The organism is Microbacterium sp. B19 (assembly GCF_000333395.1).
Classification (GTDB): domain Bacteria; phylum Actinomycetota; class Actinomycetes; order Actinomycetales; family Microbacteriaceae; genus Microbacterium.
Genome location: NZ_BADA01000110.1, coordinates 1 through 18,695, shown reverse-complemented (window position 1 = coordinate 18,695; position 18,695 = coordinate 1). Strand labels below are relative to the sequence as shown.

Here is an 18,695-nt window from a genome sequence, read left to right as displayed (position 1 = left end):
CATCCGGTGTCCCAGTTTGTGCAGGTTTGGGGGGCTGTGGCTGCACAAAGTGGGACATGCGGTGTGGGGTGGGCTGTGGCGTCGGGTGGGTGGCATCCGGTGTCCCAGTTTGTGCAGGTTTCGGGTGCTGCGACTGCACGAAGGGGGACATGGGCCACCCCGAGGGAGGACTGGATGCCATCGCCCCCGCCCCCGCGTCAAGCCCAGGCCTTCTCAGGCTTCTCCTCATCACGAACGGGTAACGTTCCGGCGTCGGAGCGGCTCCGCGCTGCCGACGCGAGCGTTCCGGGAGGCGATGACCATCAGTACGACCACGACGGCCCCCGACGTCGGCGTTCGCTCCTCGGCATCCGATCGCCCCCTCGCGGCCCGGCACCTGCCCTCGCTCACCGGCCTCCGCTGGCTGACGGCGATGCTCATCTTCGGCCACCACCTCATGGCCGTGGAGTACTTCGGCGGCCGCGCCGGCGACCTGTGGGGCTTCGTCTTCGAGGCCGGGAAGACCGGCGTGACCCTGTTCTTCATCCTGTCGGGGTTCGTGCTGGCGTGGGGGTACAAGCCCGCGCAGAGCGCCCGGTCGTTCTGGCTGCACCGCGCGGCGCGCATCTATCCGCTGCACGTCGTCGGCGTGATGCTCGCGCTCGCCGCTGCCGCGACGCTCGTGCCCGAGATCCGGTCCCCGGGCGTCCTGCCGGTCGGGGCGAACCTGCTCCTGATCAGCGGATGGTTCCCCGACTGGTGGCAGGCCGGCAACCCCGCGAGCTGGTCGCTCGTGTGCGAGGCGTTCTTCTACCTCACGTTCCCGCTCGTGATCCGGCTCGTCGCGGGGCGGTCCGCGCGCGTGCTCTGGAGCGTCGCCGCCGCCGCGCTCGTGCTCGTGGCCCTGGCCCCCGCGATCGCCGCCGGCTCGCCCGTGCCGATGTCGGCGGCATCCACTCCGCTCCTGCGCCTGCCGGAGTTCGTGCTCGGCGTCGTGCTGGCGCTGCTCATGAAGCAGACCGCATGGCGCCCGGCGCCGCTGCGCTTCGCGGTGCCGCTCGCGGTGCTCGGCTACGCGATGTCCGAGGCGCCGCCGCTGCCCGGCACGGACATCCACCCCGGCGTCGCGATGACGGTCGGGGGCTTCGCGCTGCTCGTGGCGTCGCTCGCGTCGGCGGACGCGCACCGCTCCTCGACCTTCCTCGCGGGGCCCACGTGGCAGGAACTCGGCCGCCTGTCGTTCGCGTTCTACCTCGTGCACCTGCTCGTGATCGCGTCGGTGTCGTCGGCGTGGCCCGACGGGCATCCGGAGCTCCACTGGCCGCGCGCGATCGCGCTCGCCGCATTGGCATTCGCGATCTCGCTCGGCCTCGCCTGGGTACTGCACCGCGGCGTCGAGATCCGCGCGCAACGCATGCTGCTGCGGTTCGACCCGGATCGGCGCGGCGCTCCCCGGGCGGTGGACGCCGGGGCCGCGGCGCGCTGAACGCGGTGCTGGGCCGGGAACAGGCGGCGCGCTGAGAGGCGTCTCGGCGGACGTCGGCGCCGCGTTCAGTGTCCAGAACACGCGGATGCCGCTCGGCACGGTCCGCGTGTCTTGGACACCGAAACCCGGGGCGGAGTGCCGCCCGGGGCGCCTCCCAGCCGGGCCTCGGTACACTCTCCCGTGCCCGAAACACTTCCGAGACCCGATCGCGAGGCCGGCCGCGTGGCATCCATCGATCCCCATGAGCTCGAGATCGCGCTGCGCGTGCTCGACGCGGCGTCGGCCCTCGACCCCGAGGATCCGGCCTACATCGCGCTGCGCCGCCAGACCGGCAAGCTCTACAAGGACGTCAAGCGGCAGTCGCGCAAGGAGAAGCGCCAGCGCATCGCCGACGCCGACAAGGCCGTGGTCGCCGCGACCGCGACCGGTGCGCCCGACCGCATCGACGACGAGACGCGCGGCATCCCCCTCGCGACGCGCGTCGAGACGCCGTACGCCGGCGAACTCCTCAAGGCCCGCAACTGCTACATCTGCAAAGAGCTGTACACGCTCGTCGACGCGTTCTACCACCAGCTGTGCCCGTCCTGCGCGGCGATGAGTCACGCCAAGCGCGACGCCCGCACCGACCTCACCGGCAAGCGCGCGCTGCTCACCGGCGGCCGCGCGAAGATCGGCATGTACATCGCGCTGCGACTGCTGCGCGACGGCGCCCACACGACGATCACGACCCGCTTCCCGCGCGACGCCGTGCGCCGTTTCTCGTCGCTCCCCGACAGTGCGGACTGGCTACACCGCCTCAAGATCGTCGGCATCGACCTGCGCGACCCCGCCCAGGTCATCGGACTCGCCGAGTCGGTGGCATCCGATGGTCCGCTCGACATCCTCATCAACAACGCCGCGCAGACCGTGCGGCGCTCGCCGGGTGCGTACAAACCCCTGGTGGATGCCGAACTCTCGCCGCTCCCCGACGGACCGCTGCCCGAGCTGGTCACGTTCGGCCACACCAACGACGCCCACCCGCTCGCGCTGGCGCAGTCGGTGTCGGCGCATCCGATCCTCGCGTCGGCCGCGCGCACGGCCGAGGAGCTCACCGCCGAGGCGATGGCCGCCGGGTCGTCGTCGCTCGAGCGGCTGGCCGCGGGTACCGCGATCGACGCGGGCGGCCTCGTCCCCGACGAGGACCGCATCAACAGCTGGACGCAGCACGTCGACCAGGTCGAGCCCCTCGAGATGCTCGAGGTGCAGCTGGCCAACATGACGGCTCCGTTCCTGCTCGTCAGTCGGCTTCGTCCCGCGATGGCGGCGTCGACGGCGCGGAGGAAGTACATCGTCAACGTCTCGGCGATGGAGGGCGTCTTCGGCCGCGGATACAAGGGCCCCGGACACCCGCACACCAACATGGCCAAGGCCGCGCTGAACATGCTCACGCGCACGAGCGCCCGCGAGATGTTCGAGTCCGACGGCATCCTGATGACCGCCGTCGACACCGGCTGGATCACCGACGAGCGCCCGCACTACACCAAGGTCCGCCTGGCCGAGGAGGGCTTCCACGCCCCGCTCGACCTCGTCGACGGCGCCGCCCGCGTGTACGACCCGATCGTGCGCGGCGAGGCGGGCGAGGACCTCTTCGGCATCTTCCTGAAGGACTACCGCAAGAGCTCGTGGTGAGGCGGCGGGCGGTGCCGGCTCTTCGTTGAGTGTCCAAGACACGCGGACGTGCCGCCGCGGCGTCCGCGTGTTCTGGACACTGAACGTCGGCGTGGCGCCGGATTCCTGTTGAGTGTCCAAGACACGCCGTTGGGCGTGCGCGCGGTGCGGCGTGTTCTGGACACTCAGCGCGAGAGGACGCGCCGAGGGCTCAGCGCGCGGGGCGGAGTCGCTCGGGGTCGACCGGGAACGCCACGTCGTAGTACAGCTGGGGCGCGCCGACGGCGCCGAAGTCGTCCTTCTTCACCCGGATGCCCCCGACCGACACCTCGGCGATCCGCACCCGCAGCCACGACCCGTCGTCGAGGCGGAGGTCGAAGAGGTCCGCAAGGTACGAGATGCCGAGCGCGTCGAGGGTCTCCTCGGCCGTCAGCCAGTCGACCGGGTCGGTGCGGCGGTGTCCGAGCAGGTCGATCGCGACGAAGTCCTCGCCCGCGGGCTCGATCCAGCCGAGCAGTTCGCCGTCGCCCGCGCGGCGGTGTTCGATCCAGTCCTCACGCACCCGGTCAGCGTACGCGGACGCCGGGTCCCGCCGCGCGCTCCTGCCGGTTGAGTGTCCAAGACACGCGGACGTGGCGCCGTGGCATCCGCGTGTCTTGGACACCGAAGCGGGGGCGGCGGGGGATTCCGGCCCAGTGTCCAGGACACGCCGTCAGGTGCGGTCGCGATGCGGCGTGTTCTGGACACTCGGCGGTGCCGGGGGCCGCGCGACCCGTCAGGACGGCAGGAAGTACTCCTGCGCGAGTGGGGCGATCTCCAGACCGGATGCCGTTGCGGCGGTGACCCAGCGGAGCTCGGCGATCTCGGCATCCGGGACCGGCTGCTGGTCGCCGATGTCGACGCGGAACACGTCCGCGACCACCGCGAAGCCGGGCTCGTTCGCCGCGGAGGCGGTGAAGGATCCGAGCGGCTCGGCGGTCGTGGCGTCCACGCGCAGCCCGAGCTCCTCGCTCAGCTCGCGCGCGAGGGTCTCAGCCGGCGTCTCGCCCGGCTCGGGCTTGCCGCCGGGCTGCATGAACGCCGTCGTGCCGGCCTTGCGGACGAGCAGCAGACGCCCGTCCGCGTCGGTGATGACCGCCGCCGAAACGTGGATGAGGCGCGGGGTCGTGGCATCCGGGATCATCCCCGCACGGTAGCACCGACGCGTTTCCCGCCCGTGTCGCGCCCGCCGCCCGCCGGTTCGGTGTCCAGGACACGCGGATGCCGCGCGCCGCGGTCCGCGTGTCTTGGACACTCAACCCGGACGCCGCTCCGGCCTACAGCGTGCCGCGACGGATGCCGCTCACGATCGGACGAGTGGATGCCAGGGCCGCGGCGACCAGCGCGAAGCCGACGACGAAGGTGCCCAGGACCGTCGCGATCGACACCGGCGCGACGACGACGCTCGCGCTCACGATCGGGAACGCCAGGACCGCCCCCAGGGCCGCGCCGCCGAGCGACGCCCACCGCAGCGGCACCATGACCGTCAGTCGGCGGGCGCGGCGGAGTTCGGCATCCGGGATGCCGAGGAGGTCCAGGCCCACGATCAGCTCGCGGTCCTCGAGGGCGGCGGACGCCTGCGTCACCGCGACCGCGCAGGAGAGGAGCACGAACGCGATCGCGAGCGTCACCAGCACGCCGGTGCGGATGTCGGCGAGCATCGGATTCGTGCCGCCGGAGAGGTCGACCAGTGCCAGGCCGCTCCCGGCCACGACGGCGATGAACGACACGAGCGCCATGCCCGACACCCGGCGCCACGCGGGTCCGGGGTGGGCGGCGAGTTCGCGGCCGGCGATGAGGCGCGCGGCCGTCGGGGCGGTGCGGGCCATTGCGCGTCCGCGGGCGGCGACGATCGGCGCACCGATGAGGTTCAGCAGGGCCATGCCGGCCGCGAACAGGCCGATGAGCACGGCGTTGATCGCCGCGGAGCGCACCGCGCCGACGTTCGACACGGCTCCCGCGACGAGCAGGATCAGGATGCCGCCGACCACGAGCATCCACCAGCGCTTCGGAGGCACGGCACTGCGCGTGCGGACGCCCAGCGGCGTGACGGTGACGCGCCGGAGTCCCGCGGCCGAGCTGACCGCCGCGATGGCGACCACCGCCGCGGTCACTCCGACCACGAGCAGCGGCGCGGCCGCCACGGCCGCGATCCCGACCGGACCGCCGAAGAACGGCAGCAGACCGACCGCCGGGAGCAGCACGAGGTACAGCACGACCCCCGCGAGAGCGCCCGCGGCCGCGGTGAGCGTCGCCTCCAGGATCGTGAGCGCCCAGATCTCGCGCGTGCTCGCGCCGAGGAGGCGCAGTGTGGCGAGCCGGTCGTTGCGGCGACGGCTCGACAGACGGGCCGCGGCGGCACCGAGGGTGGCGAGCGGGACCGCGAGCAGAACGAGGGCGAGCACCGCGAGCGTGCCATAGAGGCCGCCGCCCGCGACCGCGCGCGGGTCGACGAGGAACATGGCCGCGCCGCCGGCGACGACGAGGAGCAGGGCCGTCGTCACTGCGAACGCGACGACGGGCAGCACGATCGCCGCGCGCCCCTGGCGGCTCGGTCGCGCCAGCATCCGCGCGAGGGGGAGGACGGCGCTCATCGCGCGTCCTCGCGCGCGGCGACGGCCCCGGCGGCTACGGCGGTGTCGTCGACGATCCGCCCGTCGCGCAACCGCACGATCCGCGAGCACCGGCGCGCCACCTCGGCGTCGTGCGTGACCATGACGAGCGTGCGCCCCTGGCCGACGGTCGCGCCGAGGAGCGCCGCGAGCACGTCGGCCGAGGTCGCGGAGTCCAGCGCCCCGGTCGGCTCGTCCGCGAACACCACGGGAGCCCCCGTCACCTGGGCGCGCGCGATCGCGACGCGCTGCGCCTGCCCGCCCGACAGCTGTCCGATCCGGCGCTGCTCGAGGCCGGCGAGGCCGAGCATCGCGAGCCACGCGGCCGCGTGCCGCTCGGCATCCTGTCTCCGCTGCCCCTGGAGCAGCAGGGGCAGCGCGGCGTTCTCGACCGCGGTGAGTTCGGGGAGAAGCAGGTGCTCCTGGAACACGAAACCGAGCGCGTTGCGGCGGACGCGGGCGCGCTCGCCCTCGTCGAGGCCGACGAGCTCGATCGGCTCCGCGCCCGGCGCGCTCAGAACGACCGAACCGGTGTCGGGAGCCAGGATCGCGGCGAGACAGTGCAGCAGCGTCGTCTTCCCCGAGCCGGAGGCGCCCATGACGGCGACCGACTCGCCGCCGCGAATGGTCAGCGACACGTCGTCGAGCGCGCGCAGATCGCCGTAGGTCTTGACGAGACCGGATGCCGTGAGGACGGGAGGGGTGGGTGCGGACATGCCTCCATCCCACCGGGGTCTGGCATCCGGGTCGTCCGTCCGCGGGTGTATCCGGGTCCGCCGCGGGGATGATCCGGGGGTGGCTCCGCCCGGTGGCCGTCTCGGGGAGTTCCGCCGTGACACGCCGTGCCGAACCCTCCGGACACGGCGTGTCGTCGACGAACTCCGCACGACGGCGAGGGGTCAGACTCGCGCAGCCACCTGTCGCGGGACGAGGCGCTCGAGTTGCGTGACGTGCGCCGGGGTCAGCTCGGCGAGCGAGGTCACCTGGAGCAGCTGCATCGTGCGGACGACCTGGTCGGCGAGGATCTGGATCGCCCGGTCGACCCCCTGACGGCCCCCCGCCATCAGCCCGTACAGGTACGCGCGACCGATGAGCGTGAACTTGGCCCCCTGGGCGATGGATGCCACGATGTCGGCGCCGTTCATGATGCCGGTGTCGATCGCGATCTCGGTGTCGGCGCCGACCTCGCGCACGACCTCGGGCAGGAGGTGGAACGGCACCGGGGCCCGGTCGAGCTGGCGTCCGCCGTGGTTGGAGAGGACGATGCCGTCGACGCCGAGGTCGGCGAGGCGACGTGAGTCCTCGACGTTCTGCACGCCCTTGATGACGAGCTTGCCGGGCCAGAGTGCCCGGATCTCGGCGAGGTCGTCGAACGAGATCGACGGGTCCATCGCGGAGTTCAGCAGCTCACCGACGGTGCCGCCGGTGGCGCTGAGCGAGGCGAACTCGAGCTTCGGGGTGGTGAGGAAGTCCCACCACCACCAGGGGCGGGGAAGGGCGTCGATGATCGTCGAGACGCTCAGCTGCGGCGGGATCGAGAAGCCGTTGCGCTTGTCGCGCAGGCGGGCACCGGCCACCGGGGTGTCGACGGTGAAGAACAGCGTGTCGAAGCCCGCGGCGGCCGCGCGTTCGACGAGCGCGTACGAGATCTCGCGCTGCTTCATCACGTACAGCTGGAACCAGTTGCGCCCGTGCGGGTTCGCCTCCTTGACCGCCTCGATCGAGCTCGTGCCCAGCGTCGAGAGCGTGAACGGGATGCCGGCTGCCCCCGCGGCCCCGGCTCCGGCGATCTCGCCTTCGGTCTGCATCAGCCGCGTGAAGCCGGTCGGCGCGATGCCGAACGGGAGGGCCGATGAGCCGCCGAAGATCTGGCAGGTCGTGTCGACGTGCGACACGTCGCGCAGGATCGACGGGTGGAACTCGACGTCGGCGAAGGCCTGGCGGGCGCGGGCGAGACCCTCCTCGCTGTCGGCGGCGCCGTCGGTGTAGTCGAACGCGGCGGCCGGCGTGCGGCGCTTGGCGATGTCGCGGAGGTCGGCGATCGTCAGCGCGGCGTTCAGCCGGCGGCGGCGTCCGTTGAAATCGGGGCGCTTGAACTGCATCAGCTCGAGCAGCTCGACCGGGTTGGGGAACTGGCGTGTCACGGCGGACATGGCGTGCCTTTCGAGGGGGAGGGAAGGGTCAGGGGAGCATCCAGGACAGGACCGACGACTGCAGGCCCACGAGCAGGCACATCACGACGAGCATCCCGACGCTCCACCAGATGACCTTGCGGAGGATCGCGGACTCCTGTCCGACCAGGCCGACGGCTGTGGCGGCGATCGCGAGGTTCTGCGGGCTGATCATCTTGCCGATGACGCCGCCGGAGGTGTTCGCGGCGACCAGGAGCGTCGGGTCGATGCCGGCCTGGAGTGCCGCGCTCTGCTGCAGGGTGGCGAAGAGGGCGTTGGCGCTCGTGTCGGAGCCGGTCACCGCCGTGCCGAACCAGCCGAGGATCGGGGAGAGGAAGGCGAACAGGGCACCCGTGCCCGCGATCCAGGCGCCGATCGTGAGCGTCATGCCGGACATGTTCATGACGTAGGCGAGGGCGAGCACGGAGCCGACGGTGAGCAGGGAGAAGCGGAGCTTCACGAGCGTCTGGATCCAGGCTCGTCCCGCCTCCCGCAACGGCAGGCGGTAGACGAGCGCGACGACGATGCCGCACAGGATCAGCAGGCTGCCCGCGGACGAGAGCCACGCGAAGGTGTAGACGGTGGAACCGGCGGCTTTGCCGCTCGCGGTGAGGATGTTTCCGTCGAGGCCCGGCCACGGGATCTTCACGTCGGTGCTCGCGAGGAACGACTTCACGGGCGTCCAGAGCTTCGCGAGCGAGAACACGAGGATCACGAGCAGGTAGGGGAACAGCGCGAGGAACACCACGCGCGGGGTGAGGCGGGGGCGCTCGACCGAGGATTCGGCATCCGTGGATCCGGCGCCGCCGCCCGTGGCGGGGACGCTTGCTCCGACGAGGCTCGTCGCGCGCTCCTTGAGCAGGCGCTCGCGGGCCGCCGCGGTGCCGCGGGGCTGCCAGAAGCGCAGCAGCAGCACGGCGGCGGCGATACCGGCGAGGGATGCCACGATGTCGGTCAGCTCGACCGAGATCCAGGTGGCGCTGACCCACTGGGCGACGGCGAACACGGCGCCGAACGTGAGGGCCGCGGGCCAGGTCTCCTTGATGCCGCGCCACCCGTCGGCCAGCAGCACGAGGATGAAGGGCACGAACAGGGCGACGAGCGGCGTCTGATGCCCGACGTACGCACCGATCTCGTGATAGTCGATGCCGGTGAGGCTTCCGGCGGTGACGATCGGCGTCCCGACCGCCCCGAACGCCACGGGTGCGGTGTTGGCCAGGAGCACGATGATGGCGGCGCGCATCGGCGTGAAGCCGACGGCCATGAGCATCACGCCCGTGATGGCGACCGGTGCACCGAAGCCGGCGAGGGCCTCGAGGAGTCCGCCGAATCCGAAGGCGATGATGATCGCCTGGATGCGAGGGTCGTCGCTGAGGGCGTTGATGACGAGGCGCAGGTCCTCGAACCGGCCGCTGCGCACGGTGAGCTCGTACAGCCAGATGGCGTTGAGGACGATCCACATGATCGGGAAGAGGCCGAAGACGAAGCCCTGCGTGGCCGAGAGCGCGGCGAGGTCGACCGGCATGCGGAATCCGAAGACCGCGACGGCCAGCGCGACGCCGAGGCCGGCGAGTCCGGCCCAGTGCGCCTTCCACCGCAGCACGCCGAGGGCGAGGAACACGGTGAGGAACGGGAGGCTCGCCACGAGAGCGGAGAGCACGATGCTGGCACCGATCGGCGCGAGCTCTGGCGTGTACATGGGGCCCTTCTTCGAACGTCGTTGTCGCGAAGCGTCGACCACTAAGAGGTCTGACCGCTAGCCGAAGGTAACGGGTTGACCGCTACGATGTCAACACTCACTTCCGAAGGCGGCAGGTCATGGCATCCGTTCCCGACGTCGACGACACCGCCGGCGATCTCTGGCTTCCGGTGCGCAAGGCACGCGCGCACGAGCTCGTCATCGAGGTCATCGAGGACCGCATCCTTTCCGGTGCGCTGAAGGTCGGGGATGCGCTGCCCCCTGAGCGTGAACTGGCGGCGAGCCTCGAGGTGAGTCGCGCGGGTGTGCGCGAAGCCGTGCGCGTGCTGGAGAGCCAGGGTGTGCTGCGCTCGCAGCCCGGCGCCGGAGCGGCCGCCGGGACGTTCGTCGCCGCGCTGCCGCGCGAGGCCCTCACCCGGTTCCTGCGGCTGCACGTGGCGCTGTCGAACTTCACGATCCAGGACGTCACCGAGGCTCGCATCGTGCTCGAGCGGGCTTCCGCCGTCTCCGCAGCCCGGGGCCTCGACGGCGCCGCGCGAGCCGAGATCGAGGCGGCGCTCGCCGCCGGCGAAGCCGCGATCGGCGTGCGTGGGGCTTTCAACGAGGCCGACACGCGCTTCCATCTCGCCATCGCCGACGCTTCCGGCAGCAGCCTTTCCGCCGCCCTGACCGGAGCGATCCGCGAGGCCGTGCGCGTCCCCCTGCTCCACGCGATCGAGCGCAACGCGGACTGGCGCGACCAGTCCGCGCTGCTGCAGAGCGAGCACCGGGCGATCGCCGAGGCGGTGTTCGCGGGCGACGTCGACCGGGCCGCCGAGCTGACCGAGGCGCACATCCGCCGGGCGACGTCGGTGCTGTTCGAGGACTAGGCGCCTCGAGCGGACCGCGCGCGCCGCCGCGCGCGCCGTCGTGCGGACTGCGGTCTCGACACGCCGCTGCCGCCGCCGTGGGGCCGGCGTGTCCGCCGCAGACTCTGCAGGACGGCCCGACGCGCGGGCGCGTGCGCCGAGATCCGGGCTACCGCGGGCGGGCGGTGCCGTCGTCCTCCGGCATGCCGTACGAGGCCACGACCCGCTCGAGATACCGCGTGATCACGGCCTGTTCGTCGGCGCTGAAGTCGTCGAGCACGGCATCCACGCCCGCGATCATCGGCGCGAGGCGGCTCATCGCGCGCTGGACCGACGCCTCGGTCGGCACGACGAGCAGGCTGCGCCGGTCGGTGGGGTGGGGCGCCCGTGTGACGTGACCGAGCGCGACGAGACGGTCGATGGCCGCGGTCGTCGCGGCGGTGGTGAGATCGAGGCGGCGCGAGAGCTCACCGGGGGAGAGCGGGCCCGACATCACGAGGTGCCCCATGGCGTCGAGGCCGGTGGGGTTGACCGAGAGTTCCTGCTGCAGCGACTTCTCGAACTCCGCGCCCGCCGTGAACAGGGCACGCACGAGCGCCGTCGCCGGTCGTACGGGGGGAACGCCCGCGGCGGCGGGGGGAGCGGAAGATTCCGTCGCTTCCATGACTGGCATCCTACGTCCGCATTACGCTATCTTCCTTGTATCTCGATATTCGAGATTCTTCAGAATCTAGTGAAAGACGGCGATGAACGGCTTCCTGCGCTTCCTGACCTCGGCCCGCACCTCGTGGATCGTGCTCGTCGTGGCCTTCGCGGGGGTCGCCGCGCTGTTCGCCCTCGGTTCGGGCGGCGATTCCCAGACCGCGCCGGGATCGGGGCTCCCCGACTCGGCCGAGTCCGTCCAGGTCCAGAAGATCCTCGACACCTTCCCGGATGCCGACACCACCTCGGCCCTGCTCGTGTTCGCATCCGACGACGGGAAGGCCTTGCCCGTCGACACGGTCGCCGCGATCCAGAAGAAGGCGTTCGGCGACCTCGTGAAGCTCACGCCCGACGGCTTCATCCCGCCGGCGCAGGTGTCGGAGGACGGCACCGTCGCGCTGCTCGTCGTCCCGCTCCCGCCCGAGAGCGACGTCGCCGCGCAGGCCGACCGCGCCGCCGAGATCCGCACCGAAGCCGCCGACGGACTCAGCGGCGTCCGCACCTACCTCACCGGCCCCGAGGGGTTCGAGGTCGACATCGCCGCGGTGTTCGACGGCGCGGACTTCACGCTGCTCCTCACCACCGTCATCGTCGTCGCCGTCCTGCTGCTCATCACGTACCGCAGCCCGTGGCTGTGGCTCGTGCCGCTCGCGGTGATCGGCACCGCCGACGCCTCCGCCGGGATCGTGGCACGCCGCGTCGCCGCGCTCGCCGGAGTGGAATTGGATGCCTCGGTCACCGGCATCCTGTCCGTGTTGGTGTTCGGCGCGGGAACGAACTACGCCCTGTTGCTGATCGCGCGCTACCGCGACGAGCTGCGCCTGGCCGAGGACCGGCGCGAGGCGATGCGGCGGGCGGTGCGCGGCGCGGGCCCGGCGATCATCGCGAGCGGGTCGACCGTGGCGCTGGCCCTCGCGACGCTGCTGCTCGGCGAGCTGTCCGGCAACCGCGCGCTCGGGCTCGCGTGCGCGGTCGGGGTCATCGTCGCGATGGCATTCGCGCTCCTCGTGCTGCCCGCCGCACTCGTGCTGTTCGGTCGGTGGCTGTTCTGGCCGTACGTCCCGCGCTTCGGCTCGCCCGACGCGATCTCGCGCAGCCCGTGGGGCAAGCTCGGCCGCGGCGTCTCGAAGCGTCCCGTCGTCGTCGCGCTGACCGGCGCCGTCGTGCTCGGCGCCCTCGCGAGCGGACTGTTCTTCGTGCAGACCGGGCTGTCGCAGAACGACCGGTTCCTGCAGAAGCCCGACGCCGTGAAGGGACAGGAGGTGCTCGCCGAGGCGTTCTCGGCGGGTGCGACGTCGCCCGCGACGGTCATGGCCCCGGTGGGCGACGCCCAGGCGGTGCTCGACGCGGCCGGGAAGATCGAGGGCGTCGACTCGGCCCGCGTCGTCGAGGAGACGAGCGACTGGACCCGCATCGACGTCACGCTGAACGCGTCGGCCGAGACGCCGGAGGCGTTCGCCACGATCGAGCGGATGCGGGCGGACTTCGACTCCATCGGCTCCGGTCAGACCCTCGTGGGCGGTCTCGACGCGCAGGCGCTGGACGTCGCCGGCGCGCAGCAGCGCGATCAGAACCTGATCATCCCGCTGATCCTCGTGCTCGTGTTCATCGTGCTCGTGATCCTCCTGCGCGCCCTGCTCGCCCCGGTCCTGCTGCTGATCGCCGTCGTCGCGAGCTTCTTCTCCGCGGTCGGTGCCGCGTGGTGGCTGTTCCAGACGCCGCTGTTCGGCTTCCCCGCGATCGACACGAACGTGCTGTTGTTCAGCTTCCTGTTCCTCGTCGCCCTGGGCGTGGACTACAGCATCTTCCTCGTCACGCGTGCGCAGGAGGAGAGCCGCACCCTCGGCACCACGAACGGCATGATCCGCGCGCTCGCCGCGACCGGCGCGGTCATCACCAGCGCCGGCATCCTGCTCGCCGCCGTGTTCGCCGTGCTGGGCGTGCTGCCGTTGATCACGCTCACCCAGATCGGCGTCATCGTCTGCATCGGCGTGCTGATCGACACGCTCCTCGTGCGGACGGTGATCGTCCCGGCCATGGCCTTCATCGCGGGCGACCGGTTCTGGTGGCCGCGCCGTCCGCCGGTGACGGATGCCGAGGCCGCCGCGGCCGTGGCCGAGCCCGAGGCCCCGCTCACCCGCGCCGAGCGGCGCAAGCGCGAAACGGTCTCCTGAGCCCTCCGGGCCGGGGGACGCCCCCACATACCTCCCGGCCCGGAGCCCCCGTCAGGTGAAGGCGATGAGCCCCGCCCGGGCGGCGGCGACGATGATCTGCACCCGATCTCGGACGCCCCACTTGGTCATGATGCGGCCGAGGTACGCCTTGACCGTGCCCTCGGAAACGATCAGCTCGGCCGCGATCTCGGCGTTGGACATACCGCGCGCGAGGCACCGGAGGATGTCCCCCTCGCGGTCGGTCAGCGGTTCCAGGGCGGGCGCGCCGGCCGGCGTGGGGCGCTCGCGCTCGCGGACGTGGTCGATCAGCAGCGCCGCGATCCGCGGGGACAGTGACGTCGTACCCTCGTGGACCCGGCGGACGCCCGCGACGATCTCATCGGCGGGGGAGTCCTTCAGCAGGTAGCCGGAAGCGCCGGCATGCAGCATCGGCAGGACGGTGTCGACCGTGTCGAAGGTCGTCACCGCGAGCACCCGCACGTCGGGCCAGCGTTCGGCGATCTGTGCGGTCGCGTCGATGCCGTCCATCCGGGGCATCCGCACGTCCATGAGGACGACGTCGGGGCGGTGACGACCGACCTGGTCGAGCGCGTCGCGCCCGTCGCCGGCCTCGGCGACCACGGCGGTGCCCTCCTCGCGGGCGAGGAAGTGGGCGAGAGCCGACCTCACCAGAGGGTCGTCGTCGACGAGGAGCACGCGGATCTCGGCCATGTCGCGAGCCTACCCAGCACCCTCCCTGGACCTTCGGCCAGCGATGTGGTCGAAGGTCCACTGCGGCCGCGTGCGGCCGCCGGGGATCCTCTCAGCGGGGCTACGACCGGGAACACGAGGAGAACCGCATGATGATGATTCGGTCCGGGATCTGGACTGCTCTCTGCCGTCTGCTTGGCCTCTGTTCCTGACGCGTGCCCCCGGGTTTCGGGTACCACGGGGGCACGCGAGTCACAATGGGGCGGTGTCCATCGGCCCGCACGTGACCGCACCACGGGATCGCTCGTGGCTGCGGGCGACCATTCCTCTGACGCGCGTCGAGAAGACGGCGTTCGTCGTCCTCCTGCTGGCCGCCGTCGCGCTGAGCGTGATCTCGACGGTCACCGACCAGGGGAGCGACGGCACCGGCGGGCTGTTCGAGCTCGTCGTCACCGCGCTGTTCGCGCTGTATCTCTGGTCGGCGGCCGCCGGGACCGCGTCGCTCGGCGCGGCACTGGTGCTGTCGTTCCCGGCCGGGCTGTCGCACCAGACGTTCCTGGCGTTCGCGATCGCGGCCCTGTGCGTGGTCCGGCTCGGCACGGGGGCTCTCGTCCTCGGGTACACCGCCACGCTGACCGTGGCCGCCGTGGTGGTGGCCCGACAACCGGCATCCGGTCCATCCGTGGCGATCGGCTTCGTCGTGGTGGCGATCGTGCTGGGCGGCATCGGGCTGCTCCTGCGCGCGGCGCAAGCCCGCGGTGAACGTCTCGACGAGCAGCTGGTGCGCTCCCGCGAGCGCGAGCAGGCCGCGGCCGCTCTGGAGCGTCGCCGCCTCGCGGGCGACCTGCACGACGGGATCGCCCACGACCTGACGGTGATCGCTCTGCATGCACAGCTCCTGGACGATCCCGACGACGCGGTGCGGCAGACCGCTCAGGCGACGATCGGCGTGACCGCGCGCAACGCGCTCGGCGATCTCCGCTACCTCATCGAGATCGCCGCCGACGAGGATTCCCCGACGCCCGGGTTCGCCTCCGACCCCGCGGCCGCGGTCCGCGAGGCCGCGGACACGCTCACCGCAGCCGGGTACCGCGTCGATGTGCAGGCCGCGCCGCTTCCCCGCGCTCCCCGTCGCGTCGGTGTGGTCTTCGCCCGCGTGCTGCGCGAATCCCTGACGAACGTGCTCAAGCACGCCGCCCCCGGTCCGGTCTCGCTGATCGTGCGCGCCGACGAGACCCACGCCGAGCTCACCGTCCGCAACGCCCTCCCCGTGGTGCGCCGCGAGGATATCCCCTCCGCGGGAACGGGCGTCGCCCGCATGGCCGGTCTCGTGCGCGAGGTGGGCGGCGAGCTGCGTGCCGGGCCCGAGGCCGATGACTGGGTCGTGGTGGCGCGGGTGCCGTTGGCCTGACGCTCCGCGGGTGCGGATCCGGGACGCGGGGCTGGCGGGAGGTCGAGCCAGGTGTGGCCGGAGGAGCATTCCGCCGCACGCGGATCCCGCCGTAGCGTCGCGATCCTGCGTCGACGAAAGGACCCCCCATGCGCACTCTCGCCCGGCGACCCCTCACCCCGGCGTCGCGAGCCCTGCTGTTCGTCGGCCCCGCGATCCTTCTCCTGCTCGGGGTCGTGCACGTCGACACCCCTTCCGGGGCGATCGTGGCGTTGCTGTCCGTCGTCGCGCTGCTGGTCGTCACGTTCTGTTCGGGGGTGTGCCTCCGGGCGGGGGAGCGCGGGGTGTCGGTGTCGGTGGTGCCGTTCTGGGGCCGCCGCCTCCGATGGGATCAGCTGGCGCGAGTGGACGTGGAGGAGGTGCGTGCCCTGGAGGACTTCGGCGGATGGGGCGTCACGGGCAGCCATCGCGGCCCCGGCATCCTCGTCAGTATGGGCGAGTCACGCACCGTGCGGTTGACCACCACCGACGGTCGTAGCTACTTCGTCGGACTCGGAGACCAGGCGGTGGACGCGGTGGACGCGCTCCGCGCGTCGGCGCCTCCCTCCGCCGAGGTCCACTTCACGGTGTGAGCGGAACCGAGGCGGGCCCGGAGCCTTCCTCGTCTTCCGGAGCGCTACTTTCGGCGAGCTTCCTGTCATTCGAGGGTCACGCGGGCGAATCCGCGCGTATCGTCTGCCGGAATTGCGATCGGAATGCGGATGGCATCCAGGACGTTCCGTTACTGTCCTTGCAACGTCCGAGTTCGCGGAAGGGGATGCTCGAATGGAGACCGTCTCGGTCCTCGATGTCGCTGGTTACGTCAAGCGTGTCGCGAACGTGGGCCACAGCGACGCGATGAAGCTGCAGAAGCTCGTGTACTACGTGCAGGCGTGGCACCTCGCGTGGACGGGCCGCCCCGCGTTCGACGCTCCTTTCGAGGCCTGGCCGAAGGGCCCGGTGAATCGGGAGGTCTATCGGGTCAATCGCTACGTCCATCGGTTCCCGGATGCCGATCTTCCCGACGAGGTGCGCGAGATCGCCGACTCGGTGATCGAGCACTACGGTTCGCGCACGTCTGGCGAACTGGTCGAGCTGACGCATCGCGACGAGCCCTGGCTCGAGGCCCGCCGTGGCCTCGGCACGGACGAACCGTCGCGGACGACACTGCGGCCCGGCACGATGCTCGACTTCTACACTGAGAAGGCGATTTCGGGCGTCGATGCACCCCAGCGTGTGGCGCACGTCCACGACGCGGATCGCGCGGACGTGCGGGCGGCCGGCCTCCAGGTGAAGGAACAGTGGAGGGAAGGGCTCGCCCTTCTCGCCTCTCGGTGACCGACTACCTCTCGGCAGACGACGTCGTCGACCTGCACGACATGGTCAGTTCCGCTGCTGTCATCTCCCGGACGAAGCTCGAGGGTGCTGTCGGGCGTCCGCAAGCGTCGTGGAACGGCGTGTTCCTGCACGCGTCGATCTATCAGCAGGCGAGCGTGCTCATGCACGCCATCTGCCAAGCCCACGCGTTCGAGGACGGCAACAAGCGCGCCGGCTGGATGGCCGCTGTCACGTTCCTCCGCATCAACGGGGTAGAGGTGTCCCGCATCCCCGCCGAGCAGATGGCGAGCTACATGGAGGAGGTCGCCATGCACGTCCACACGGAGGAAGACACCGCCTACTGGCTCGCCGCGCTGGACCCGCGGAACGCGCGCGAACTCTGACGAGGCTCCGGACCGGGCTCCCCCCGGCCCGGAGCCTCCCGTCACAACCGCGACAGGTGCGCCTGCGCGAGGATCTCGGCCTTGGGTCGCTCGTCCGCGGCGAGCGTGAGCCACGTCTCCACGACCGTGTCCGGGTTCAGCGACAGCGATTGGATGCCACGGGCGACGAGCCACTGCGCGAAGTCCGGGTGGTCGCTGGGCCCCTGTCCGCAGATGCCGACGTACTTGCCCTGCCGCTGGCACGCGTCGATCGCCAGGCCGAGGAGGTGCTGCACCGCGGGGTCGCGCTCGTCGAACGCGGAGGCCATGAGCGCCGAGTCGCGGTCGAGGCCGAGCGTCAGCTGCGTCATGTCGTTCGAGCCGATCGAGAAGCCGTCGAAGTGCTCGAGGAACCGCTCCGCGAGGATCGCGTTGGCCGGCAGCTCGCACATCATCACGACCTTCAGGCCGTTCTGACCGCGGCGCAGGCCGTTCGCGGCGAGCAGTTCGATCACGGCGGCGGCCTCGGCGACGGTCCGCACGAACGGCACCATGATCTGCACGTTCGTCAGGCCCATGTCGTCGCGGACGCGCCGCAGCGCCTCGCACTCCATATCGAAGCACGCGCGGAACTCGGGCGAGACGTACCGTGCGGCGCCGCGGTAGCCGAGCATCGGGTTCTCCTCGTGCGGCTCGTACAGGGGACCGCCGAGCAGGTTGGCGTACTCGTTGGACTTGAAGTCCGACAGTCGCACGATCACGGGTTCCGGCGCGAACGCCGCCGCGATCATCGACACGCCCTCGGCCACGCGCTGGATGAAGAACTCCTCTGCCGAGGGGTAGGCGGCGATCCGCGCGCGGATGTCGTCGGCGAGTTCGCCGTCGAGCCGGTCGAGCTCGAGCAGCGCCCGCGGGTGGATGCCGATCTGCCGGTTGATGATGAACTCGAGGCGCGCGAGGCCGACCCCGGCGTTCGGCAGGCGTGAGAACGCGAACGCCTGGTCGGGCGTGCCGACGTTCATCATCATCTTGACGGGGGCCTCTGGCATCCTGTCGAGCTCGGTGACCTCCTCGGCGAAGTCCAGGATGCCGTCGTACACGACGCCGTCATCGCCCTCGGCGCACGAGACGGTGACCTCCTGGCCGTCCTTCAGGGCGTGGGTGGCGACGCCGGTGCCGACGACGGCGGGGATGCCGAGCTCGCGGGCGATGATCGCCGCGTGGCACGTGCGGCCGCCGCGGTCGGTGACGATCGCCGACGCGCGCTTCATGATCGGCTCCCAGTCGGGGTCGGTCATGTCGGCGACGAGCACGTCGCCGGGCGCGAAGTCCGCCATCTGCTCGATCGAGCTCAGCACGCGGACGCGCCCCGCGCCGATGCGCTGCCCGATCGCGCGGCCCTCGACGAGGACCGCGCTGCGCTCGGCCAGGACGAAGCGGCTCAGGACGTTCGCCGACCCGCGCGACACGACCGTCTCCGGGCGGGNCTGCAGCACGTACAGGTGCCCGTCGATGCCGT

17 protein-coding genes are annotated in these 18,695 nt (G+C 71.5%); 8 read left to right on the top strand and 9 right to left on the bottom strand.

All coding sequences use genetic code 11. From position 1 onward, the window contains the following. Positions 1–295: 295 nt before the first annotated feature. Positions 296–1,465 carry an acyltransferase gene (locus I5G_RS20480; protein WP_022877929.1) on the top strand — a complete coding sequence of 390 codons (1,170 nt, stop codon included), beginning with the start codon at positions 296–298 and terminating at the stop codon, positions 1,463–1,465. A gap of 222 nt (positions 1,466–1,687) precedes the next feature. Further along, entirely contained in the window at positions 1,688–3,133 is a 1,446-nt protein-coding gene (locus I5G_RS04120; protein WP_022877928.1) for an SDR family oxidoreductase, read from the top strand. A gap of 190 nt (positions 3,134–3,323) precedes the next feature. Here I5G_RS04120 and I5G_RS04115 read toward each other — a convergent pair whose 3' ends face one another. The 6 genes from I5G_RS04115 to I5G_RS04090 form a co-directional block, all read right to left on the bottom strand. Continuing rightward, a complete protein-coding gene (locus I5G_RS04115; RefSeq protein ID WP_022877927.1) occupies positions 3,324–3,674 on the bottom strand; it encodes a hypothetical protein in 351 nt (116 codons plus the stop codon). A gap of 213 nt (positions 3,675–3,887) precedes the next feature. Next, positions 3,888–4,295 (bottom strand): NUDIX domain-containing protein, encoded by a 408-nt coding sequence (locus I5G_RS04110; RefSeq protein ID WP_022877926.1) that lies wholly within the window; start codon positions 4,293–4,295, stop codon positions 3,888–3,890. Between the two features lie 133 nt (positions 4,296–4,428). Continuing rightward, positions 4,429–5,745, bottom strand: a complete 1,317-nt coding sequence (locus I5G_RS04105) for an FtsX-like permease family protein (protein WP_022877925.1) — start codon at positions 5,743–5,745, stop codon at positions 4,429–4,431. Continuing rightward, a complete protein-coding gene (locus tag I5G_RS20475) occupies positions 5,742–6,479 on the bottom strand; it encodes an ABC transporter ATP-binding protein (protein ID WP_022877924.1) in 738 nt (245 codons plus the stop codon). The genes I5G_RS04105 and I5G_RS20475 overlap by 4 nt, the downstream gene beginning before the upstream one ends. A 183-nt stretch (positions 6,480–6,662) precedes the next feature. Next, complete coding sequence (locus I5G_RS04095) at positions 6,663–7,916, bottom strand: alpha-hydroxy acid oxidase (RefSeq protein WP_022877923.1); 1,254 nt, start codon at positions 7,914–7,916, stop codon at positions 6,663–6,665. A 28-nt stretch (positions 7,917–7,944) separates the two neighbouring features. Then, on the bottom strand, positions 7,945–9,633 hold the full coding sequence (locus tag I5G_RS04090; protein ID WP_022877922.1) for an L-lactate permease: 1,689 nt from the start codon (positions 9,631–9,633) through the stop codon (positions 7,945–7,947). Between the two features lie 119 nt (positions 9,634–9,752). On the opposite strand from I5G_RS04090, the gene I5G_RS20470 reads away from it, so the two are divergent. Further along, positions 9,753–10,502 (top strand): FadR/GntR family transcriptional regulator, encoded by a 750-nt coding sequence (locus I5G_RS20470; protein WP_022877921.1) that lies wholly within the window; start codon positions 9,753–9,755, stop codon positions 10,500–10,502. 148 nt (positions 10,503–10,650) lie between these two features. Here the strand turns inward: I5G_RS20470 and I5G_RS20465 are convergent, their stop codons facing one another. Further along, positions 10,651–11,145: a MarR family winged helix-turn-helix transcriptional regulator gene (locus I5G_RS20465; RefSeq protein ID WP_051038610.1), complete on the bottom strand. Its 495-nt coding sequence runs from the start codon at positions 11,143–11,145 to the stop codon at positions 10,651–10,653. A gap of 82 nt (positions 11,146–11,227) precedes the next feature. On the opposite strand from I5G_RS20465, the gene I5G_RS04075 reads away from it, so the two are divergent. Next, on the top strand, positions 11,228–13,357 hold the full coding sequence (locus I5G_RS04075) for an MMPL family transporter (protein ID WP_022877920.1): 2,130 nt from the start codon (positions 11,228–11,230) through the stop codon (positions 13,355–13,357). 51 nt (positions 13,358–13,408) lie between these two features. Here I5G_RS04075 and I5G_RS04070 read toward each other — a convergent pair whose 3' ends face one another. After that, positions 13,409–14,068 (bottom strand): response regulator transcription factor, encoded by a 660-nt coding sequence (locus I5G_RS04070; protein ID WP_022877919.1) that lies wholly within the window; start codon positions 14,066–14,068, stop codon positions 13,409–13,411. A gap of 244 nt (positions 14,069–14,312) precedes the next feature. On the opposite strand from I5G_RS04070, the gene I5G_RS04065 reads away from it, so the two are divergent. The 4 genes from I5G_RS04065 (at position 14,313) to I5G_RS20460 (ending at position 17,197) form a co-directional block, all read left to right on the top strand. Further along, positions 14,313–15,458 carry a sensor histidine kinase gene (locus tag I5G_RS04065; protein ID WP_022877918.1) on the top strand — a complete coding sequence of 382 codons (1,146 nt, stop codon included), beginning with the start codon at positions 14,313–14,315 and terminating at the stop codon, positions 15,456–15,458. 128 nt (positions 15,459–15,586) lie between these two features. Then, positions 15,587–16,069 carry a hypothetical protein gene (locus I5G_RS04060; RefSeq protein WP_022877917.1) on the top strand — a complete coding sequence of 161 codons (483 nt, stop codon included), beginning with the start codon at positions 15,587–15,589 and terminating at the stop codon, positions 16,067–16,069. Positions 16,070–16,262: 193 nt separating this feature from the next. Then, a complete protein-coding gene (locus I5G_RS04055; RefSeq protein ID WP_022877916.1) occupies positions 16,263–16,814 on the top strand; it encodes a Panacea domain-containing protein in 552 nt (183 codons plus the stop codon). After that, positions 16,811–17,197 (top strand): type II toxin-antitoxin system death-on-curing family toxin, encoded by a 387-nt coding sequence (locus I5G_RS20460; protein WP_022877915.1) that lies wholly within the window; start codon positions 16,811–16,813, stop codon positions 17,195–17,197. Before I5G_RS04055 ends, I5G_RS20460 begins: the two co-directional genes overlap by 4 nt. Positions 17,198–17,238: 41 nt before the next feature. Here I5G_RS20460 and ppsA read toward each other — a convergent pair. After that, positions 17,239–18,695 (bottom strand): phosphoenolpyruvate synthase (gene ppsA / locus I5G_RS20455; protein WP_022877914.1); only part of this gene is annotated, 1,457 nt, incomplete at its 5' end.